The 19736-nt window shown below is 54.7% G+C and carries 19 protein-coding genes; 17 read left to right on the top strand and 2 right to left on the bottom strand.

The features are described 5' to 3' along the window. The first annotated feature begins 251 nt into the window (after window positions 1–251). The 7 genes from JIN85_RS03065 to JIN85_RS03035 all read left to right on the top strand — a co-directional run bounded on the left by JIN85_RS03065 (window position 252) and on the right by JIN85_RS03035 (window position 8639). Window positions 252–923, top strand: a complete 672-nt coding sequence (locus JIN85_RS03065) for a GspH/FimT family pseudopilin (protein WP_200267616.1) — start codon at window positions 252–254, stop codon at window positions 921–923. Beyond that, a complete protein-coding gene (locus JIN85_RS03060) occupies window positions 920–1429 on the top strand; it encodes a type IV pilus modification PilV family protein (protein ID WP_200267531.1) in 510 nt (169 codons plus the stop codon). Before JIN85_RS03065 ends, JIN85_RS03060 begins: the two co-directional genes overlap by 4 nt. Beyond that, complete coding sequence (locus tag JIN85_RS03055) at window positions 1426–2196, top strand: PilW family protein (RefSeq protein WP_200267529.1); 771 nt, start codon at window positions 1426–1428, stop codon at window positions 2194–2196. Before JIN85_RS03060 ends, JIN85_RS03055 begins: the two co-directional genes overlap by 4 nt. Beyond that, window positions 2177–5158, top strand: a complete 2982-nt coding sequence (locus JIN85_RS03050) for a hypothetical protein (RefSeq protein ID WP_200267527.1) — start codon at window positions 2177–2179, stop codon at window positions 5156–5158. Before JIN85_RS03055 ends, JIN85_RS03050 begins: the two co-directional genes overlap by 20 nt. Beyond that, the gene (locus JIN85_RS03045; RefSeq protein ID WP_200267525.1) at window positions 5142–5843 is read left to right on the top strand and encodes a hypothetical protein; all 702 of its coding nucleotides are present in this window, start codon (window positions 5142–5144) and stop codon (window positions 5841–5843) included. The genes JIN85_RS03050 and JIN85_RS03045 overlap by 17 nt, the downstream gene beginning before the upstream one ends. Window positions 5844–6003: 160 nt before the next feature. Beyond that, window positions 6004–7305, top strand: coding sequence for a glycosyltransferase (locus JIN85_RS03040; protein ID WP_200267523.1), 1302 nt, complete (start codon window positions 6004–6006; stop codon window positions 7303–7305). Window positions 7306–7391: 86 nt separating this feature from the next. Then, entirely contained in the window at window positions 7392–8639 is a 1248-nt protein-coding gene (locus JIN85_RS03035; RefSeq protein WP_200267521.1) for a glycoside hydrolase family 57 protein, read from the top strand. 196 nt (window positions 8640–8835) lie between these two features. Here the strand turns inward: JIN85_RS03035 and JIN85_RS03030 are convergent, their stop codons facing one another. Together JIN85_RS03030 and JIN85_RS03025 are read right to left on the bottom strand one after the other, a co-directional pair. Continuing rightward, window positions 8836–9540 (bottom strand): LytR/AlgR family response regulator transcription factor, encoded by a 705-nt coding sequence (locus tag JIN85_RS03030; RefSeq protein WP_200267519.1) that lies wholly within the window; start codon window positions 9538–9540, stop codon window positions 8836–8838. Continuing rightward, window positions 9534–10640: a sensor histidine kinase gene (locus JIN85_RS03025; protein WP_200267517.1), complete on the bottom strand. Its 1107-nt coding sequence runs from the start codon at window positions 10638–10640 to the stop codon at window positions 9534–9536. Before JIN85_RS03025 ends, JIN85_RS03030 begins: the two co-directional genes overlap by 7 nt. 222 nt (window positions 10641–10862) lie before the next feature. On the opposite strand from JIN85_RS03025, the gene JIN85_RS03020 reads away from it, so the two are divergent. The 10 genes from JIN85_RS03020 (at window position 10863) to tmk (ending at window position 19727) form a co-directional block, all read left to right on the top strand. Beyond that, a complete protein-coding gene (locus JIN85_RS03020; RefSeq protein ID WP_200267515.1) occupies window positions 10863–11276 on the top strand; it encodes a hypothetical protein in 414 nt (137 codons plus the stop codon). A gap of 21 nt (window positions 11277–11297) precedes the next feature. Further along, a complete protein-coding gene (locus JIN85_RS03015; protein WP_200267512.1) occupies window positions 11298–11963 on the top strand; it encodes an HAD family hydrolase in 666 nt (221 codons plus the stop codon). Between the two features lie 69 nt (window positions 11964–12032). After that, a complete protein-coding gene (locus JIN85_RS03010) occupies window positions 12033–13259 on the top strand; it encodes a hypothetical protein (protein ID WP_200267510.1) in 1227 nt (408 codons plus the stop codon). 5 nt (window positions 13260–13264) lie between these two features. After that, window positions 13265–13603 (top strand): winged helix-turn-helix domain-containing protein, encoded by a 339-nt coding sequence (locus JIN85_RS03005; RefSeq protein ID WP_200267508.1) that lies wholly within the window; start codon window positions 13265–13267, stop codon window positions 13601–13603. Window positions 13604–13663: 60 nt separating this feature from the next. Continuing rightward, a complete protein-coding gene (locus JIN85_RS03000; protein WP_200267506.1) occupies window positions 13664–15604 on the top strand; it encodes a TonB-dependent receptor plug domain-containing protein in 1941 nt (646 codons plus the stop codon). Beyond that, entirely contained in the window at window positions 15594–16079 is a 486-nt protein-coding gene (locus tag JIN85_RS02995; RefSeq protein WP_200267504.1) for a molybdopterin-dependent oxidoreductase, read from the top strand. The genes JIN85_RS03000 and JIN85_RS02995 overlap by 11 nt, the downstream gene beginning before the upstream one ends. Continuing rightward, window positions 16076–16831, top strand: coding sequence for a molybdate ABC transporter substrate-binding protein (gene modA, locus JIN85_RS02990; RefSeq protein WP_200267502.1), 756 nt, complete (start codon window positions 16076–16078; stop codon window positions 16829–16831). The genes JIN85_RS02995 and modA overlap by 4 nt, the downstream gene beginning before the upstream one ends. Continuing rightward, a complete protein-coding gene (modB, locus tag JIN85_RS02985) occupies window positions 16828–17505 on the top strand; it encodes a molybdate ABC transporter permease subunit (RefSeq protein ID WP_200267500.1) in 678 nt (225 codons plus the stop codon). Before modA ends, modB begins: the two co-directional genes overlap by 4 nt. A gap of 52 nt (window positions 17506–17557) precedes the next feature. After that, on the top strand, window positions 17558–19024 hold the full coding sequence (locus JIN85_RS02980; RefSeq protein WP_200267493.1) for a carboxypeptidase M32: 1467 nt from the start codon (window positions 17558–17560) through the stop codon (window positions 19022–19024). 103 nt (window positions 19025–19127) lie between these two features. Continuing rightward, the gene (tmk, locus tag JIN85_RS02975) at window positions 19128–19727 is read left to right on the top strand and encodes a dTMP kinase (RefSeq protein WP_200267491.1); all 600 of its coding nucleotides are present in this window, start codon (window positions 19128–19130) and stop codon (window positions 19725–19727) included. Window positions 19728–19736: the final 9 nt, after the last annotated feature.

The raw sequence follows: 19736 nt of genomic DNA, 5'->3' as shown, positions 1-19736 counted from the left end.
CGCCATCCGCCAGGGATCAGCTGGTTAGGATAACTTAACGATAAATTCTTAGTGATCCGAAATAACTGCAGTGATTCACCGGGTAACTTTTCCCCGCATTAATCACTGTTTTCAGATCCAACTTTCCCATTTGTGAAGAAAACGTCACATCGGCCTCATTGATTTGGCATCAAGGGATCGCACGATTGTTGTCACTACTTGGTGTTGGCACAGTCCGTGCAACAAGGGCTTAAAATCCACCCGTCCCCTGATTGAATACCCCCAGGAAAAGTTGCGCAGGGCTGCGCCATGCCCGTTCAGCCTTCTCTTTGATCGAGTTGGTGGTCGTTTTAGCAATTTTCAGCATCCTCGCCGCCATTGGATACAGCGTCGTTCAAAGCAATGGCACCCACGCCCGCAAAGCATCGACCGATCGCATCAGCGCACTGCTTGAGCAGGCGCGGACGACGGCCATCACGCAGCGAACTAAAATCGTTCTCGCCATTGCCGAACCTGGAGACCTTCCGGTGGATGACGGAAAATGCCGCATTGGCCTGTTCAAGATACCTGACTGGCAGGACGGAGCCACTTCGGTGGAGGGAGTTTTGCTTCGCCGCTGGATGCCACTGGATCAAGGGATCGTCCTGATCGGCGGGAACGTCGAAGGCCTGCGAAATGTGATGGATGAGCAACAGATCACCATCACCTACGCCGCTGGCAACCGCGCGCTCAGCACCACCGTGCAGGCCGTTGCGTTCAATCCACGCGGCGGTCTCGCGTGGCCAACCGGGTCTGACCCGATCACCATGCGGATCGCCGAAGGAGGCTACCGCGGTCCGGGAAGCCGCCCGATCCCGAACAAATCTGCGGAGACCCATACCATTCCGGAAAATCGACTTAAAATCGGCCGTGTTCTCGGTCGTGCTTACCGCTTCGACAAATGAATTTCACATCCCCGCCGCCACCCCGGAAGTCGCGCCAAGGAGCGACACTGATCGAAGCCGTGATTGCCGTCGGCGTGCTGGCGGTCGCGGTGCCGTTGATTTTCGCCACATTGGCTCAATCCGGCGAATCCAGTTTGGATGCCGGCGCGGAAACCCGGTGTTCGTGGGTAATTCCGGCATGCGTTGAAGAGCTTCGAGCTGCCAGTTACAACCAATCCCAGTTGCTGGGTGAAATCCCCGCCGGGAAAGAGTTCTCCGACATTTCTCTCGCCTTTTCGGAGAGCGGTAAGGCACTATCCAAGCTCGATCCTGCTGTTTATGCCCAAGGAATCCGGGATAAACGGGTTCGTTATATTGTATCGATGACTGCGACTCTCCCGGAACAAGAGAACTCGACAACGTCGAGTGCCACCCCGATTCGGCAATTGCGACTCCGCTTGGAATACCCGGCTGCCGCTCCTTCCGGCAGCCGCAACAAAATCGACTTCTACACTCGCCTCCCATGACATCGGTTCGCGCCTATCGTCATGGCTCATCTCAGCGTGGTTTCACGCTGATTGAATTGCTGGCGGCGATGATCATCGGCTCCATGATCCTACTGGCTGCAGTTACGATTCTTGGTCGAACGGGCGATTCCTACGACCAGATCGGCGGGAATGTCAGCGCCCAGCGCGAAGCCCGCGCCGCGCTCACCCAACTTTCCCGGGATTTATCCAGCAGCGTTTATCACGAAGAAGAAGTATTTTCCAAAACCGGCGCCAGCTGGTCGACCGACCGCATCGGCTTTCTGAGCCTGCAACCATCTGAAGCTCAATCCACCGAGAAAGACATCGGAGATCTTTGCGCCATCAATTACTACGTCGCGGACATCACCAGCGGAGGCAAAACCGTTCGCTGCCTCAAGCGTGGATTCCGCAACAGCCTGGACACCATCAACGCCATCAAAAACTCCAGCATTGCCTCGCTTTTCCAGCCGGACTCGCAGCTGGATGAGGAAATCGCCTTCGGCGTGGTTTCCTTTCAGGCAAGGCCGAAAATTCGCAATCCTGAAACCTCCCAGCTCGTCGATTGGGATAAATCCAAAAGCGATTCCCCGGAATACATCGAACTCCAACTCGTCATCGCCCGTCCGGATTTGGCCGGCAAACTGAAAAACGCGGATGATTGGAGCAACTCGCGCCTTCTGGGAGCCCCAGTCAATGTGGATAACACCAAAGGCCTGGAAGTTTACCAAACCCTCGTTCATTTCGGAAATGACACCTCTACCGAATAAAACAAGCAGCCACCGCGGCTTTACCTTGCCGGTGGTGCTCATACTTGTCGCAGCCCTGCTGATTCTCGCAATCGGGCTCGTCGCCGTTCTCGGCGTTGAACGGAAAACCGCCCGCTCCTATGTTGACCTGCAGCGCGCCGACTTGGCGACCGAAGCCGGCCTTGAGGAAGTGAAAGGCATCCTGAATCAGGAAACGGCCAACGACGACTACCTCGTCGTCTCCGGTGAAATCCAAAACCCGGCTCCCTCAGCCAAGGAAAACACCCCGTATCTTTATCTCGTTCGTGGCAGCGGTGGCGGTGATTCGGTCAAATACACCTACACGCCGCTCTTCAGCACCCTTTCCTCTCCCGACAAAAACGCTGCACTTACCGCTCCATACCCGGAGTCTCTTGTCGGATCAGACCCGGAAGAGCTCGATACCCAACCTTGGTATGACCCGGCCCGTATCGCATGGATTCCCATTCGCGATGCAAAAGGGAAATTGGTTTCTCGCTACGCCTACTGGGTCGAGGATTTACAGGGAAAACTTGATACCAAGACCGCCGGCAACACTGCTGGCGACGAGGGTGCCCAAACCCGCGCCGTCTGGCCGGACGCGACCAATAAGCCGCTTTCCGATAACGCTGTCGCGACCTCCGTCATCGCGCCCTACGCTCTGGACCCGAATGCGGACGATGACAATCCCGGTGACCTGGAGCACCGGCTCACCGAAGGTCGCAAAGCCATGCTTTCACCAAATTCCGTGCTCGGTGCCGCTGGATTTCAGCCCCCACTCAATCGACTCGAAACCGGACTTCTGGATGACCCGTTGGCTGCAAGTGTGGAGAAAAATACCTGCCCGGTCATTCAGTCCTACCTGGAGCGTCCCATCGTGCCTCACGCTCTCGGCATTTCCGAAGACGTCGCTGGCCAAGCCAAACTCAACCTGAACAAGCTGCTCAAAGCAAACCGCTCATCCGGAGTGAATGACTTCGCCAACTGGATCGATAAAGGTCTGCCGGATTTTGCCAAAGAACGCAAAGGTGACTTTCCGGAGGATTACTCCAAGACGCTGGCTGCCAATGCCTTTGACTATGCGGATCCAGGCAATGGACCGACCGTAGAGCTGGGTAGCTATCGAGGCGTCGGCAGCTTTCCGATGTTGAGCGAGTTTCTGCTCAAATACGAATATCTCGGGCCCAGCGCTTCATCAGACAACCAGTTGGTTCTGAACTGGAAGCTCACCCTCTTTGCGGAATTCTGGAATATGACCAATCGCCCGCAAAGCGGATCGGTCCGTCTCAGCTACGAAGTGGCCTCCAACACCACGGCCATCGGCAGCGGCACACGCGGCCTGCCCTTCGACGATCCATCCCTGCTAGATAATGAAACTAAATCGACTCACGATTTGGAAAAAATCGGAGGAGTCTATTACGGGCCGCCCGTGCAGATCGATTTGGATCCGGACCAATATCGTTTCTTCGAATGTGCCACCGTGGAATATCACATCCCCGTCGCGCCAAACAACGTTAGCTACAATACCAAGTTCAGTTTGGTGGAAAAAGAAAGCGAAGCCCGTGGCATATCCGTCATGTGGAACGGCAAGGTGGTCGACCGGGTGAACAAGATCGTCCGCGATCCGGGTGTCAGCACTGAAATGGAGTTCACCATCCTATATCCGAAACTCGCTGGGAAAGCCGCCATTCCCGGCCATTCCTACGGCCCTTATGGTGACTTTACCAACAACATGGGCGATCCGCGGATTGCTTATTATATACCAGACCTCAGGCTCGGTGAAAATTCGGTAAAAAATCTCAGCCCGAACCGGCGTAACATCCGCCGCGTGACGATTTACGATCTGGATACCAGCACCAGCAAACGCAATTTCTACGGTCGTGTCCTGCCATCAGAATGGCCGGATGGCGGACATGATTCCGGTGTTGGTGACTGGACGGTCCAATCATCCAACGATGCGGCATTGAAAATCGATCCAACCGATAAATCATTCCTAACCAAAATGAGCACTGCGGATCCGCGCAATGCCCCGCAGCGAGTCTCCTTGGACGGTCGATTCTACAGCGCAACCGAACTCGGCAATGTTTACGATCCTTTGATGTGGTCGCCTCAATACACCAACGGCCCACATGATACGGGCAATGTGGCGACGGACACCACCCAGCTGATGGGGGGGTACATGCCGGAAACCCGCCATCGCTGGCCCTCGGTCGCGGTCGCATCGGCCACCTACGGAAGCGGCAGCGCCGTCCGCTATGGCGGCGGGAACACCCTGCGCATCGGTCGCCCGGAGCATCCCAAATTCCAACGCCATCCCGGGCAGGAAGCAGCGCAACTGCTCGATCTATTTCACGCCGGCATCTCGAATTCAACCGACGGTGATGAAGTCGAAGGAAACGAAATCAAAATCAACGGCCAGATCAATATCAACACCGCCAGCAAAGAGGTTCTGCGGGCGATGATGGTCGGCATACTCCAGCAGGATACCAAAATCGGTCAGGTCGAAAAATGGGACCACGTCATCCGTAACGGAGCTTATGCGCCCGTTCCTTCCCAAATCGAACTCAGCCCGCCTGCACAGTCCAAATCTGCGGATTTGCTCGCGGATGCACTCATTTATTCGCGCCCGTTTGGCAGTGCAGGAGAAATCGCAGCCACTCGGGATCGGAACGATGAACTCGTGTTCGGCAATCCAGACCTATACACGGTCAAAAACATCCAGTGGACCGATGCCGCAGCGGAAGAGGCTTTCGCCCGGCTGTACGATGCCTCGACTTTGCGCTCCAGAAATTTCCGCGTTTGGGTCATTGGCCAATCGTTGGCAGGCACCGAGCAAAATCCACAAATCCTCGCCGAATCCAGAAAAGTCTATACGGTATTTGCAGACCCGGGAACCCGTTCCAGCCAGGGCGCGATCAATCCGGAAAACTTCAAAACCCGAGTGATGTATGAAAACGATTTCTAGAATCTTTCCCCTGATTCTCGCCGCCGCGCTAATGCCGATCACGATCGCACGCGGCGAAGAAGCCAAGCCTGTTCCTCCAACCGGGAAAATGGGATTTGTCCGTCTGGTCGCGGCTGTCGCACAAGGCAGTGGCACGCTCAAAATCAAAATCGATGGCAGTGACATCAATCCAACCGGATACAATCTCGGCGATGTCACTGGCGGGCTAGGCCTGAAAGCTGGCACCCACGAAGTGACCATCAGCCGCGAAGGAACCGAAGAAGGCACCACCAAGGTGAAGGTCGAAAACGATGACACCACGATCCTGATTCCTTTCGCCGAAAAAGTTCCTGCCAGCGATGAAAAACCTGCGTATTGGGCCATTCGGATTCTTCGCCTGAAGCAACTGGACGTCCCCGAAGGAAAAACTGCATCATTTGTATCCGTATCACAAACCCCCGAGCTGAAGGTGGAAATGCGCGATCCAGAAGGCAAATGGACGCCAGTTTACGTCAAACGTCTTGCTGTGGCAAAAGCCGCCATCACCTACCCTCGAGGCTACGTTCCTCTCAAATCCAAAGACGGTAATATTGAATCCATCCCGGTTGCCCAGGAGGGAAATTATGTCGTTTTGCTATATGATGATAAGGATGGTAAAGTTCAGTCACTTAACTTTCAGGATCAAAAATTCCTCAGTGCGGATTAATCAATTGGGAGATTACATTAATCTCTAATAACCCAATTCATCATGCGTTCACTAAATGAATTAATCCCAAATCATATTGGCCCGGACATTGCTAAGTAATTCACCTAGTCACGAACGCTTGAATATGAACCAGACTGGCTATCGTGGCGATTAATCAACCATGAATCGTCTGCGAGTCCTCAAATTGGGTTGGGAGTTTCCTCCCTTGATAAATGGTGGCCTTGGCGTCGCCTGCCTCGGGTTATCACGAGCGCTTTCCCAATATGTGGATCTCACCGTCATCGTTCCCCGCAGTGCGCCAGAGGCAAATTTTGACGGATTTCGCCTGCGCGGATTGAATCAGATCACCGTCGAAGAACTGGAAACGGTCGAAAGTCGCTATCAATACGAAAGCTTCGCTCAGGTTCGGGAAATCCCGATTCACATCGATCCTTACGCCGATGAGCCGACTTCCATTGAAATCCTGGAAACCCTGGAACTATTTCCGGGTGGGGAAATTCGATTCTCAGAAACCACTCGCAAACAGCTCGATTCGTTCAAAATCGGCGAACTCTACGGCCCGGATCTGGGGGCGAAAGTCGTCGAATTTTCCAAAGTTGCCGCCAAATTGGCCATGCTTGAGGACTTCGATGTCGTCCACGCTCATGACTGGGTCACTTTCCTTGCAGGGGTGGAAGTGAAGAAAGCGACCGGCAAACCGTTGGTGGTCCACCTTCATGCCTCACAATACGATCGCGCCGGAGCAGATGCCCGTGGTTGGATTTTTGACATCGAAAAGTATGGCATGGAAGAAGCTGATGCGGTCATTCCAGTCAGTTCCTACACCGGGGAAATTGTCGTTTCCCATTATGGAATTGATCCTGCGAAAGTTCATCCGGTCCACAATGGAGCGGATCCAGTGGATGCCTTCCTTACCAAGAAGAAATTCCCTGAGAAATTGGTACTCTTCCTCGGGCGCCTTACCGCTCAGAAAGGTCCCGAGTTCTTCCTGGAAATCGCATCCCGCGTTCTGGCGGAAAATCCGAATGTCCGATTTGTTGTAGCTGGCACCGGCGAAAAACTTCGCCCGCTCATTGAGACCGGAGCCTTCCGCGGTCTTGGTGGACATTTCCATTTCACCGGCTTTCTCAATAAAGAAAAGGTGAACGATCTCCTTTCCATGACCGATGTTTACTGCATGCCATCGGTTTCCGAACCATTCGGCTTATCGGCTCTGGAGGCGGCACAATTTGGCATCCCCGCCGTGATTTCAAAACAGTCCGGGGTGGCCGAAGTTCTCAAAGGCGCACTGACCGCCGATTTCTGGGACGTTGAAAAAATGGCAAAACATATCATCGATCTACTTTCTGATGACGAGTTGCGCCAAGCCGTGGTGGCACAAGCCAAGGCTGATATGGAAGCCTCCACTTGGGATGCCGCCGCCTTAAAGGTTTTGGAAATTTATCAGGAAGTTACCACCTGAATCGGAATGACGACTGCTCCCGCTTTATCCCAACCCGAAAAGTTTCCCCCGGACTGAGCCTGTCCGACCTGTCACCGTCTAAACCCATGCCCGACGTCTGCCTTTATCTCCAGGTTCATCAACCTAACCGGCTCATCCCATACGATTTCTTCAGAATCGGCGAACACGCGTTCTACGAAGACGATGGAATGAATGCCGGTATCCTGAACAAAGTCGCGGAAAAGTGCTACCTCCCGGCCAACCGGATGTTCAAGCAACTGCTCGAAGAACACCAGGGCCGCTTCCGCATGGCGTTATCAATCAGCGGAATGGTGATCGAACAAATGGAGCGATATCGGCCGGATGTGCTGGAATCATTTCAGGAGCTCATCGCCACTGGTAGTGTCGAGATTCTCGCGGAAACCTATTATCATTCATTGGCCTTTGTGCATTCGAATCGGGAATTCGAGCGCCAGGTGCAGCTTCACTTGGACAAGGTCGAAGATGTTTTCTCAGTCCGTCCGCGGGTATTTCGAAATACCGAGTTGATCTATAACAATGCCATCGCCGCCAAAGCGGAAACCATGGGATTCGATGGCGTCATTGCGGAGGCCGTTGAACGCACCATGATGGGGCAGTCGCCAAACTTTTTATACCGCGCGCCCGATACCGCCCGCGTCAAAACTCTGCTGCGGAATATCGGCTTATCAGACGATCTTGGATTTCGCTTTTCCGATAAAAATTGGTGCGAATACCCGCTCACCCCGGAAAAGTTCGCTTCCTGGATCGTGAATTCCCCCGGCGATGTCGTGAATCTATTCATGGACTACGAATCGATCGGCGAACATCAATGGAAAGACTCCGGTGTGTTCGAATTCTGGCAAGCTCTACCGGAAGCGATCATCGAAGCCGGTTCCCAATGGGTCACGCCATCGGAAGCAGTCGATCTCTATCGCGCATCCCGAGTTTACGATTGCCAGTTCATCACCTCATGGGCCGATGAAGAGCGGGATCTTTCTGCCTGGATGGGAAATGTCATGCAACAGGAAGCCATCGCCAAAGTTCACCGGCTTGAAGAGGCGGTGCTGGCGGTCAAGGATCCGGACCTAACCCATACCTGGGCGAAGATGCAAACTTCGGATCACTTCTATTGGATGTCGACCAAAGGTGGCACTGACGGAAGCGTGCATTCTTATTTCACTCCGTATCCGAGTCCATACGACGCCTATATTTATTTTATGAACGTCCTCGCGGATTTACAAATCCACCTACGCAGGGCCCAGGAAAAAGAGGATGCAGCTGCAGCATCCGCCGGACTCGATGACCAGCGGACCAGCGAAAGCAAAAAGGGATAAAACTTCCTCTGGTGGGGGGCCGCTGGCCATCAAAATCCGTATTCGCCACCTTGAAAACCAATCTGGAGATCCAGATCCATTTGGGCTGGGACGAGCTCCCAAAGTCTCGGTGATCCACCTAGGGCACGCACCGCTTTTCCGCTGAATTGGGCAAATTATCTGATGAAATGGGCAAGTTCTACAGTCCTTCAAACACCTAATCCCCAGACAGTAGCGCCCGCACCCGTGCAGCGGAGGTTCGCCGCAACATCAGTGGCTCCTCAATGCCCCTCAAACTCAAGGAAGCAGCATCCCGCGATATGGTTTCCAAAGCCTCCACGGCACGGAGATTGATCACCAAAGAGCGGTTGATCCGCACAAATGAGGCAGCTGATAAACGCGGGACAAAACTACCCAAATTCCCCCCGATCAGAGCCGACCTCTCACCGGAGATTAAAAAACGAGTAAGATCGCCATCTGCCATCAAGGCCGCAATTTTCCGCAATGGCACCACCCGCGTCATCCGTTTGTCAGAAAGTGTTAGATGCTCAGCATTTAGGTTTCTTGCCGATTTTGCTTCACGCGCCCGATCCAACGAAACCGATAACCGCTGCGGGCGAACCGGCTTCAACAAATAATCCAGCGCCCTGACATCAAACGCGGCGGCCGCGTGCTGGGTATGCGCGGTCACAAAAATCACCTTGGTTTCTTCCGGCAACATCCCAAGCAAATCAAAACCACTTCCCCCAGGAAGCTCGATATCCAGGAAAATAACGTCGGGAGAGCGTTCTTCTAACATCGAAAGTGCCGCAGCGATGCAATCCGCCTCACCAATCACCCGCACATCCGCGTGATTTTCTAACAAACGCTTCATGCCACGCCGGGCTGCCGGCTCATCATCCACCAGCATCACCTCTAGCATGGAGCTCCTTCCAAGTTCAATTCAGCAACCACCATTCCCGCGTCTTCATAAAGCCGGAAGCAATGCCGCTCCGGGTAATGAATCTGCAGACGGCGCTTTAAATTTTCCAAGCCAACACCCGCTCGCGGTTGTGTCCGAGGCTGCGATTCCAGGCATCCGGAATTTCTAACAACTATCGTCAATTGATCATCTCCTTTTGAGCTTTTCACACTCACCTTCCACGGCGGTGCTGAGGTCTTCAGCCCATGTTTCACCGCATTCTCCACCAAAGGCTGTAGCAGAAAACTCGGCACCATCGCATTCCTGGCCTCAAAATCCGTATCGATAAGAACGCTCAATCGATCTTCAAACCGCCCCTGCTCAATCGCCAGATAATCCTTCACGGATTGGATTTCCAGCGAGAGCGGAACCAGCAATTCCCCCCGATAGTCAAGCGAGTGCCGCAAGTATTCCGCAAGCCGGTGCGTCATTTCCAACGCCACATCCGGCCGATCGTTGATCTCTGTGACCAGTTGATTCAACGAATTGAAAAGAAAATGCGGATTGAGTTGATAGCGTAGCATTTGCAGCTCTGCTTTTTCTGCCGCCAGGACCGCCGCTTTCCGGCGTGATTGCTCCGAGCGTTTCTCCAACTCCGCTCTCAACCAAAGATAAGCAAAGCTCCAACCGGAAAATAAGATCCAAAAGAAAATCAGCCTAGGCAGATAGCGGGCATCTCCTTGGGCAACCAGGCCGAACCGGCGGATCATCATCAACATCAACTCCACCCATCCCAAATGAACCACGGCCGCAACACCACTGATGGCCGCAATGGTCCATACAGCCTGACCATCAAATGCTTCGCGAATCCCGCGCCGCCGATAAACCCACCGTAACCCAAAGGTAATCAGCACCGTAACCGGCTCAACCAGCAAGGTCAGTGTGAACGCAACAGGAAATCCCCCCCAAAACGAAATCCTGCTGAACAAGTCGCAGATCGCGTAACCACCCCAGCCAATAAGCTGTAAACGCGGGAAAATTGGCATCCGCCTGAGCAGATTCCCGGATTTTCCAATTTCCTCCCCCCCTGATAGGACGGCGCGGGTCAGCGCGATGAGCATTGATCTTTGATTTACGTGATGATGTTTATCCCGCCAGTGAGGATTGATTGTCAGGAAATATGCACATTACGGAACGATTGGCAAAGATCATTCAAACCGTAATCCATCGGTCATCCACAAATTCATACAGCGCTTCATCCTTAGGAAATTCCTTAAGAACTTTCGATCCTGCGCAACTTTCGGTTGGGCACTGGGTTCCCTCTATCGTAAGATCAACCCGCCATGAACCGAAGCTCCCTACCTACTGACGATTCTTGGGAAAATGATGCCGTCTGGATGTTGCTGGATCAAGCAACTCCGCAGTCTCCCAGCGCTCGTTTTGTCGACGATACGGTGCGTGAGGCTCGCCTCGAAGGTTCTCCATCACCTTGGTGGCGCCAGCTTTTTGGCCCACTCCAAATGGGCATCGCGGGCACAGTCACCGCTGCTGCTGCGGTTGCGATTGGTATTTTTGTCGTATCGAAATCGCCAACAGCCCCCGCTCCAGTTCCTGTCGCCAAGCAAGTCGTCATCAACCCGGCCTCGGCGAACATTGCGGCGATCGAAGACATCGCGGAAACGGAAGTTCTCATTTCCGCTGTTGATCGGATGGATGACTACAGCGATCACGAGCTGGTCACCCTGATCGGATTTTAAGCGCTTCCCCCATCTGCAACCATGTTGCAGGCTTCAAGGGTGACCCGCGCATTGATTTTTGACTTAGATGGCACCTTGGTGGATTCCCTTCCAGGGATTACGGCTTCAGTGAACCACGCCCTGCATCATGCGGGATTCAGCAGCCACACCGAATCCGCAGTTCGCGGGTTTATTGGAAATGGCTCAAGAATTCTCATCGAGCGGGCGGTGCCATCCGGGACATCAACGAGCGTGATCGACCAGGTGGAGGCAGAGTTCAAACGGCACTACGATGCGAATTGGCCTTTAGGAACCAGCCCCTATCCCGGCATTCCTGAACTGTTAGCTGGGCTCAAATCCAAGGGGCATCCTTTGGCGGTCCTGTCCAACAAACCGGAGCCTTTCACCTTGGCGATCGTGAACGCTCTTTTCCCGAATGCCGGATTTTCTGCAATCGTCGGCCAACGCAATGGCATCCCTCACAAACCGGATCCGAGAGGCGCTCTGGAAATCGCTGCTGAAATCGCAATCCCCGCTGAGAATTGCGTGTTAATCGGAGATTCCACCATTGATATCCAAACCGCCCGGGCCGCGAAGATGACCTCAATCGCCGTTGGCTGGGGATATCATGATGCCGAGCGACTGCATCAAGAGCGGCCGGATCACTTTGTCCAATCGATCGATGAATTGGCGATGCACTGTGCTTGATTTTCTCAAGCAAGGTCGACAGCAAAGCCGATCTGTGAAATCATAGCCCATCGTTACCGATCGATTTTCATGGCTGAATACATTCAATTTCCCTGCCCAGCTTGTTCAGCCGTATTGCGGATACCGCTTGAGATGGCGGCCACCGCCGGGCCTTGCCCGATGTGCCAGGAGGAAATCATTGCTCCAGACCCGGAACACGGCACTCCAGCCACTCAAGCTTTTGTGCCGGTCTTATCACCTCCCCCAAAACAAATTGTCCGACACGAGCCTTTTCTGGAAGAGCCAACGCCGCCTCCCGCTCCACTTGAAGAGGCCGCCCCCGTGCCGCCTGTTAGAGAAGTGCCGGCAGCACCGATCCAGCCTCCTCAAGAAGCGCCATCAACTCCGGCTCGCACTCGCTCGGCAGCTCCATTGCTCCTGCTCGGAGGAATTCTAACCACTGCGTTTGGATTCGCGCTAGGCTTCTTCGGAAGGCCATATTTGACACCTTCCTTGGCGATATCTCCACCCATTCACCAACCAACCCCGGCGAAGCATGCTCGGTTGGATAACAATAATGCGATGGTGCAGGCAACGCCACCGTTGGAACCAAAAATTCAACCAACGCCTGCCGAAACGCCTCCACAACCCATGCCGCCTGGTATCGACGACAAGCCGAAAATCACGGCGGAGGCGGAAGCTACCCTGAAGGCATTTCTAACAGCCCCCGATTGGGCGGCGAGAAGCGCTTACGTGATCAATGCCTCGAAAGTTCGCAGCCGGATGGAAGCATATTCCCATCAAGTCCCGGATGGCCCGATCCACTACCAATCCATTTCCAGCCCACAATCCGAAGTGAATCCGGATACCGGAAACACGCTTTTCATTTTCCAGGTCGTCACCGATCAATTCCCTGCCGGAATTCCCACGCCTGTGATGGAAACCCCGACCGGCTGGCTGGTCGATTGGGAAACCTTCGTTGAGCTCCGGGACAGTTTATTCCAAAAATTCGTCAACGGCCCCGCCGGACAACAAGGGACTTTCCATCTATTGTTAGAACCGGTTCCTCCTGACGACGAGCAACGCGAGAACGAATACTTCGCGGCCTACATCGTCCGAACCCGGCTCAATGGCCCGGGCGAGAAAGCATTCGTCAAAAAGGACTCCGCAGCTTATTCACAGATTAAAAATTCCACCGCATCCGGCGTGATCATTTCACCCACATTGGTCATGGCCAAGCAGTCCACCGATGGCGGGAAATCGTTTTTGGAAATCCTCTCCATCCTCTCTAACGATTGGTGGCCAAAACTCGATTGATCTATATGAACCCGGATTGTCCCATTCGTCTCATCTTCTCTGGCGATCTATCATTTGGTCCCGGCAAAGCGGAGCTGTTAGAAAAAATCACCGAACTCGGAAGTCTCAACGCCGCCGCAAGCTCCATGGACATGTCATACATGAAAGCCTGGAAAATGATCAAAAGTCTGAACGCCACGTTCAAGGAACCACTGGTCGAATTGCGGCGCGGCGGCAAAGCCCAAGGCGGCGCGCAACTCACTGCCACCGGTGAAATGGTGCTCTCGCTCTATCAACAGTCGGTAATCTCAGCGGAAAAAGCCGTTTCAACCAAACTTGACCAACTCAAGGCCCTCATGAGCTGAAGACGCCTCGGAGATCGTTATACTTGAAAAAATATATCGAGCCGCTTTCATCAACTTCTGATGAAGGCTGCGCTTCCGTTTTTATTCATTCCGCTGGCACTCTACGCACAGGATTCCGACCGCTCAGAACTGGGCGAAATCATTGTCACCGCCAAGGCATCTCAGGATGATCCCAACCGCGTTTCTTCCCAACTGGCAGAAGACCTCCAACGAAATGATCTAGCGGAAGCCATCGATCTCATTCCCGGAGCCAGCCTGCAACGCACCGGAAATCGGGCGGAAACCGGCATCACCCTGCGAGGATTCGACCTGCGTCAGGTCCCGGTTTTCATCGATGGCATCCCGGTCTATATTCCATACGATGGCTATGCCGACCTTGGCAGGTTCAGTCTGCCTGCGGATTCTGAAATCGAAGTGGCCAAGGGAATCAGTCCGGTCCTAGCCGGGCCGAATGCGCTTGGCGGCCTGATCAACATCGTCACACGACGTCCCGAGAAACCCTTCGAAGGTCAGATCGATCTCGGCGCTTTCAGTGGCGATGGCTGGCAAAGCCGGCTCGCTGCAGGAGGCAAATATGAAAAAGCCTATTGGCAGCTTGATCTCTCATATCGCGAACAAGATGCGTTTGTCTTGTCGGATGATTTCAAAAGGCATGCCAATGAAAATGGCGGCGACCGGGAAAACTCTTACAGCGAAGACTGGCGTGCCTCCGGCCGGATCGCCTGGACTCCCGCCGCTACCGATGAACATGTGTTCGGCTTTTGGATTCAGCGCGGAGAAAAGGGCAATCCTCCCTACGCAGGAGACGATCCGAGCAACAATCCGACCCGTTACTGGCAATGGCCACAGTGGGACAAGACCACTTTCTACGGATTATCTCGTACTTACCTCGGCCACGAAACGACCCTCGAGGCCAAAGCCCATTATGACCGGTTCGAAAATCTTCTGAGATCGTTCGATAACGATGGCTACGATTCACAAACGCTCGGCCGCGCGTTTGACTCCTACTATGATGACTACACCGCCGGTGGCTCGGTGACATTGACCAACGAATCTCTTCCCGGAACCCGATTGGCGACTGCGATCCACTACAAGCTCGACCACCACGAGGAATGGGAACCTGGAACACCGCACTACAACTTCGAAGACGAAACCGCATCGGTCGGCCTCGAAGCAGAGCATGATTTCCATCACGGCACCTTTCTAACAGCTGGTGTTAGCTACGACTGGAGGGATGTTCGCGAAGCGGTGGATACCAATACAGGAAGCTCGCTGGGCGGGGATTCCACCGATTCCTGGAACCCCCAGATCACCTTGCGGCAGGAATTTTCCGATCAGTTGAGCGCGCATCTCGGTTTTTCAGAAAAGAGCCGATTCCCCACCATCAAGGACCGCTATTCGTATCGGTTGGGGCAGGCGATCCCGAATCCTGATCTCGCCCCGGAGACTGCCGAGCATTACGATCTCGGGCTTTCCGGGAATTTCCTGGAGAAACGCTTCAGCTGGGACGCCAGCCTGTTTTTCTCCCGGGTCGATGACGCCATCCAGCGAGTCGACAACGTGACGCCTGGCGTTTACCAACTCCAGAACGTCGGCGAGGTGGAACGCAAGGGAGCCGAGTTTTCCTTCGATGCGAAATGGAATGAACAGATCGAAACCTCAATCCGCTATGCGTGGATCGACGCGCAAAACCGATCTGACTCCAGCATCCCGGTAACGGGAACCCCGGAGAACGATTTGTTGGTTTTTGCCCGCATCAAACCCCACGAAAAAGTCACGCTGATCCCATCGTTCACTTGGTCGGACTCGCGAACCACATCGACCACGGGAGCGCGGGTTGGCTCCTACATGAGTTTTGATCTGAAAACCAATTTGGAACTCACCGAGAACACCACACTCGGATTCGGAGTCACCAATTTGCTCGATCGCAATCAGGAACTCGACGAAGGATATCCGGAGCCGGGACGCAGTTATTTTGTCAATTTACGCTATGAATTCTAAACTCATTTTCCCAGCAATCGCACTCGCCACGCTGGCAGCAGTTCACGCCCAACCCTTGATTCTACAAGGAAAATCCAAAATCACGGTGGATGCGGAAGCGTGGAGCAAACTGCCCCACGAGGATCTCACCGCGACCGGACACGACAAGAAGGAGCACCGCTATTCCGGGGTCGCCATGGCGAAGTTGTTAGAAAAAATCGGTGCTCCTGCCGGAGATCAGCTTCGTGGCAAAGCAATGACCGAGGCGGTCTTGATCACCGCGGCCGATGGCTATCAGATTGTGTTTTCCCTCGCCGAACTGGATGCAAGTTATCGCAGCAATCCTGTGATTCTTGCAGATGCGGCGGATGGAAAGCCGCTGGAGGGTAATGAAGGCAAGCTCATGCTGATTGTTCCTGGCGATGCCAAGCACGCGCGTTGGATTCGCCAGGTCGAACGGATCGTGCTAGTCTCGGTGCAGGAACCCGCTTCATGAAACTGCTTATTCGAGTTTTTCTCGCCATTGTATTGCTCAGCACGGCACAAGCCGATGCATTGCGGATTTCCGCTGCCGCCAGCTTGAGCGATGTCATGACGGAGATTTCGAAGCTGCATGAAAAGGCCGCGGGCGGAGAAATCCAACTCAACTTTGGCGGATCAAACGTTCTCGCTCGCCAAATCGAAGCCGGGGCTCCCTGCGATCTGTTCTTTTCAGCCGACGAGGCCACGATGAATGGGCTGAAGGCAAAAGGGCTGCTGCTGGACTCCAGCATTACCGCACTTTTGGCGAACCGATTGGTGGTGATCGTGCCTAATGAAAGTCACCTAACCATGGATTCCGCTGAGACTCTGGCATCTTCAAAACTGAAACGACTGGCGCTCGGGGATCCCGCCGCCGTTCCCGCCGGAGTTTATACCCGCAAGTGGCTGGAGCAGCAAAAACTGTGGGGAAAAGTCGCGCCGAAAGTCATCGCTCTGGAAAATGTGCGCGGCGCACTCGCCGCCGTCGCCAGTGGCAATGTCGACGCCGGGGTGGTCTATCAAACCGATGCGATGATCTCTAACAAGGTCCGCGTCGTTTATAAAGTTCCAGCTGAAGATGCCCCGGAAATCCGTTACCCGATCGCGGTTTGCAAATCCTCCTCACAATCGGCTGCAGCCCGTGAGTTCATCAAGTTTCTGCAAACCCCTGCCGCCGTGGAAATTTTCAAGAAATTCGGATTCAGCGTCACGCTCGCCGAACCATGAAAAGCGGCGACTGGCACATCGTTTTCCTCACCATGGGCGCTTCCGCACTAGCGGTGGCCATCGCGCTTCCATTCGCCATCGCCCTCTCATGGCTGTTAGCCCGGCGAGAGTGGTTCGGCAAATCTTTGGTAGAAACGCTCGCCAGCCTGCCGTTGGTGATGCCACCGGTCGCAATCGGCCTGCTGCTGCTCAAGCTTCTCGGACGCAACGGCCCGATCGGCGGCTGGCTGCATCGGAGCTTTGAAATCGATGTCGTCTTCACCTGGAAAGCTGTCGTGATCGCCCTGGCAGTCATGGTTTTTCCGTTACTGGTCCGATCCATTCGCACCGCGTTTGAAGAAATCCCGTCTTATCTGGAAGAAGCCGGTGCCAACCTTGGACGCTCACCTTGCAAAGTTTTTTTCCTGATCACCATTCCCCTCGCCCGGCGCGGGATTTCCGCGGGGATTCTGTTAGCTTTCGCCCGCGCGCTGGGTGAATTTGGCGCAACGGTGATGGTGGCCGGATTCATTCCAGGAGTCACGGAAACCTTGCCTCTGGCAATTTACCGCAGCGTCCAGACTGGGGATGACTCGCGCGCGCTCTGGCTCGCCGGGCTCTCGGGCCTCGTCGCTTTCGCGGCAATCTGGCTGTCCTCCCGTTTGGTGGGTCGATCCTCGCGGCGGTCCCTCTGAAGTCCGGAAAATTCCGCCTTTCCCATGGCTGGGCGCGTCGCCAGACTGCGGCATGTCGATCTTCGAGAAAGCACGCGAACACGCCGTGATCAGCTCCGCCTCCTCCGCCTTGGGCTGGGATCAGGAAACCTACATGCCTGACGCCGCCGCGACCCACCGTGCGGCTCAACTTTCCTGGCTGTCCTCCCGAGCGCACGAATTGGCAACCTCTGATGCTTGGAAAAAAGATCTCGAAGACGCCGAAGCGGCCAACACCGGCACCGATGCGAAACTCACCGCCAACTTGCGTGAGCTGCGCCGTGAGTTTGATCGCGCCACGAAATTACCGGTCGAACTCGTCGCCCGCGAATCCGAAGCGACCTCCCTCGGCATGCACGCGTGGGCCGAGGCCCGGAAAAATAACGACTTCGCTTCCTTCGCCCCGCATTTGTCGAAGCTCGTCGCCTTGGCCCGCGAAAAGGCCGAACTTTGGGGCTACGAAAACGAGCCTTACGACGCTTTGTTAGATGGCTACGAACGTGCGACCAGCACCGCTGCGGTTGCTTCTCTGTTCGATGATTTAAGGCCACAACTGAGTTCCATCGCAGCCAAAGCGGTGGAAATTTCCAAAGCGAAGGCTGTTCCACTTCCAGCCGGGCCGTATTCCATCGAAGGCCAGATGAACTTGAATCGCCAGGTCGCGGAAGCGGTTGGGTTCGACTTCAGCGCGGGTCGGATCGACACCACCACTCACCCGTTCTGCACCACGCTTGGCCCATCGGACGTGCGTTTGACCACGCGCTATAATCTGGAGGATTTCACTTCGTCCCTGTTCGGCGTTTTGCATGAAGCCGGCCACGGGCTCTACGAACAAGGCATCCCGGGTGAAGATTTCGGCCTGCCGTCGGGCTCTTCCGTGTCGTTAGGCATTCACGAATCCCAATCCCGGCTTTGGGAAAACCATGTGGGCCGGTCCGACGCATTCTGGAACCAATGGTATCCAGTCGCTCAGGAAATTTTCCCACAACTCGCTAGCTACCCGCTGGAAAGCTTCCTCAACCACGTGCGCCGGGCCGAATTCTCCCCCATCCGTGTGGAAGCTGACGAAGCGACTTACGATCTTCACATCATCCTGCGCTTTGGTTTGGAGCGCCGCCTGGTTCGTGGTGAGCTGGAGGTGAAAGATGTCCCCGCAGCCTGGAATGCTAGCTTCGAGGAGCTGTTCGGATTTGTTCCGCCCGATGATCGGCATGGGTGCCTGCAGGACATCCATTGGTCGATGGGCGGACTCGGCTATTTCTCGACTTACTCACTCGGCAATCTCAATGCGGCGCAGTTGTTCGCCGCAGCCCGGAAGAATCCGGAAATCGCCGCCGCGACCGATCGCGCCGATTACGCCCCGCTGCTCAAGTGGTTGCGTGATTCGGTTCACGTTTTTGGAGCAACGCTTGATCCAGCCGATTTGATGAAGCAAGCCACGGGCAAGGCTCCATCTCCAGAAGATTACCTTGCCCATCTCACGCAGCGCTACCTCGCCTGACCGTTTCCGGGTCATTTTACCTTGTCAGATTCATCCCCGATGCTGATCTAAGCCCACCGAAACCTACCCGGCTCCATCCCGGGGACATCATCACAGCTCATTCATGAACCAAGGGTATTGCATCGCGTTTGAAGGCATCGACGGCACCGGAAAGTCGACTCACTCCAACCGTCTGGCCCAATCCCTGCGGGAAAAAGGATACGAGGTGGTGGTCGATCACGAACCGACCAACGGACCATGGGGCAGAAAACTCCGGGAATCCGCAGCCACCGGGAGGCTTTCCTCCGAGCAGGAATTGGAGTATTTCCTCAACGACCGGAAACAGCACGTTGAAGAACTGATCCAGCCGTCCATGGCTGCGGGAAAAATCGTGATTCTCGATCGCTACTACTTTTCCACCATGGCCTACCAAGGTGCCCGTGGATTTGATCCGGTGGAAATCCGGAAAATGAACGAGGAATTCGCCCCGGTGCCGGATCTCGTCGTGATCATGGATCTCACGGTAGACGACGCCCTGGCACGGATCGGAGCGCGTGGCGACATTGCGAACGAATTCGAAAAACGGGACAATCTGGAAAAGTGCCGGGAGATTTTCCTCGGCCTCGTTCCAGAAAAATTCGTCCGACTCGTTTCGTCCAACGCGCCTGAAGCAGAAGTCAGCGCCAGGATCGACACATTGGTCGACCAGCTGCTCGCTGACTGATTTTTTGAG

The sequence above is a fragment of the Luteolibacter pohnpeiensis genome, from assembly GCF_016595435.1.
GTDB classification, from domain to species: Bacteria; Verrucomicrobiota; Verrucomicrobiia; order Verrucomicrobiales; family Akkermansiaceae; genus Luteolibacter; species Luteolibacter pohnpeiensis.
This window is presented reverse-complemented; position numbering and strand designations above follow the sequence as displayed.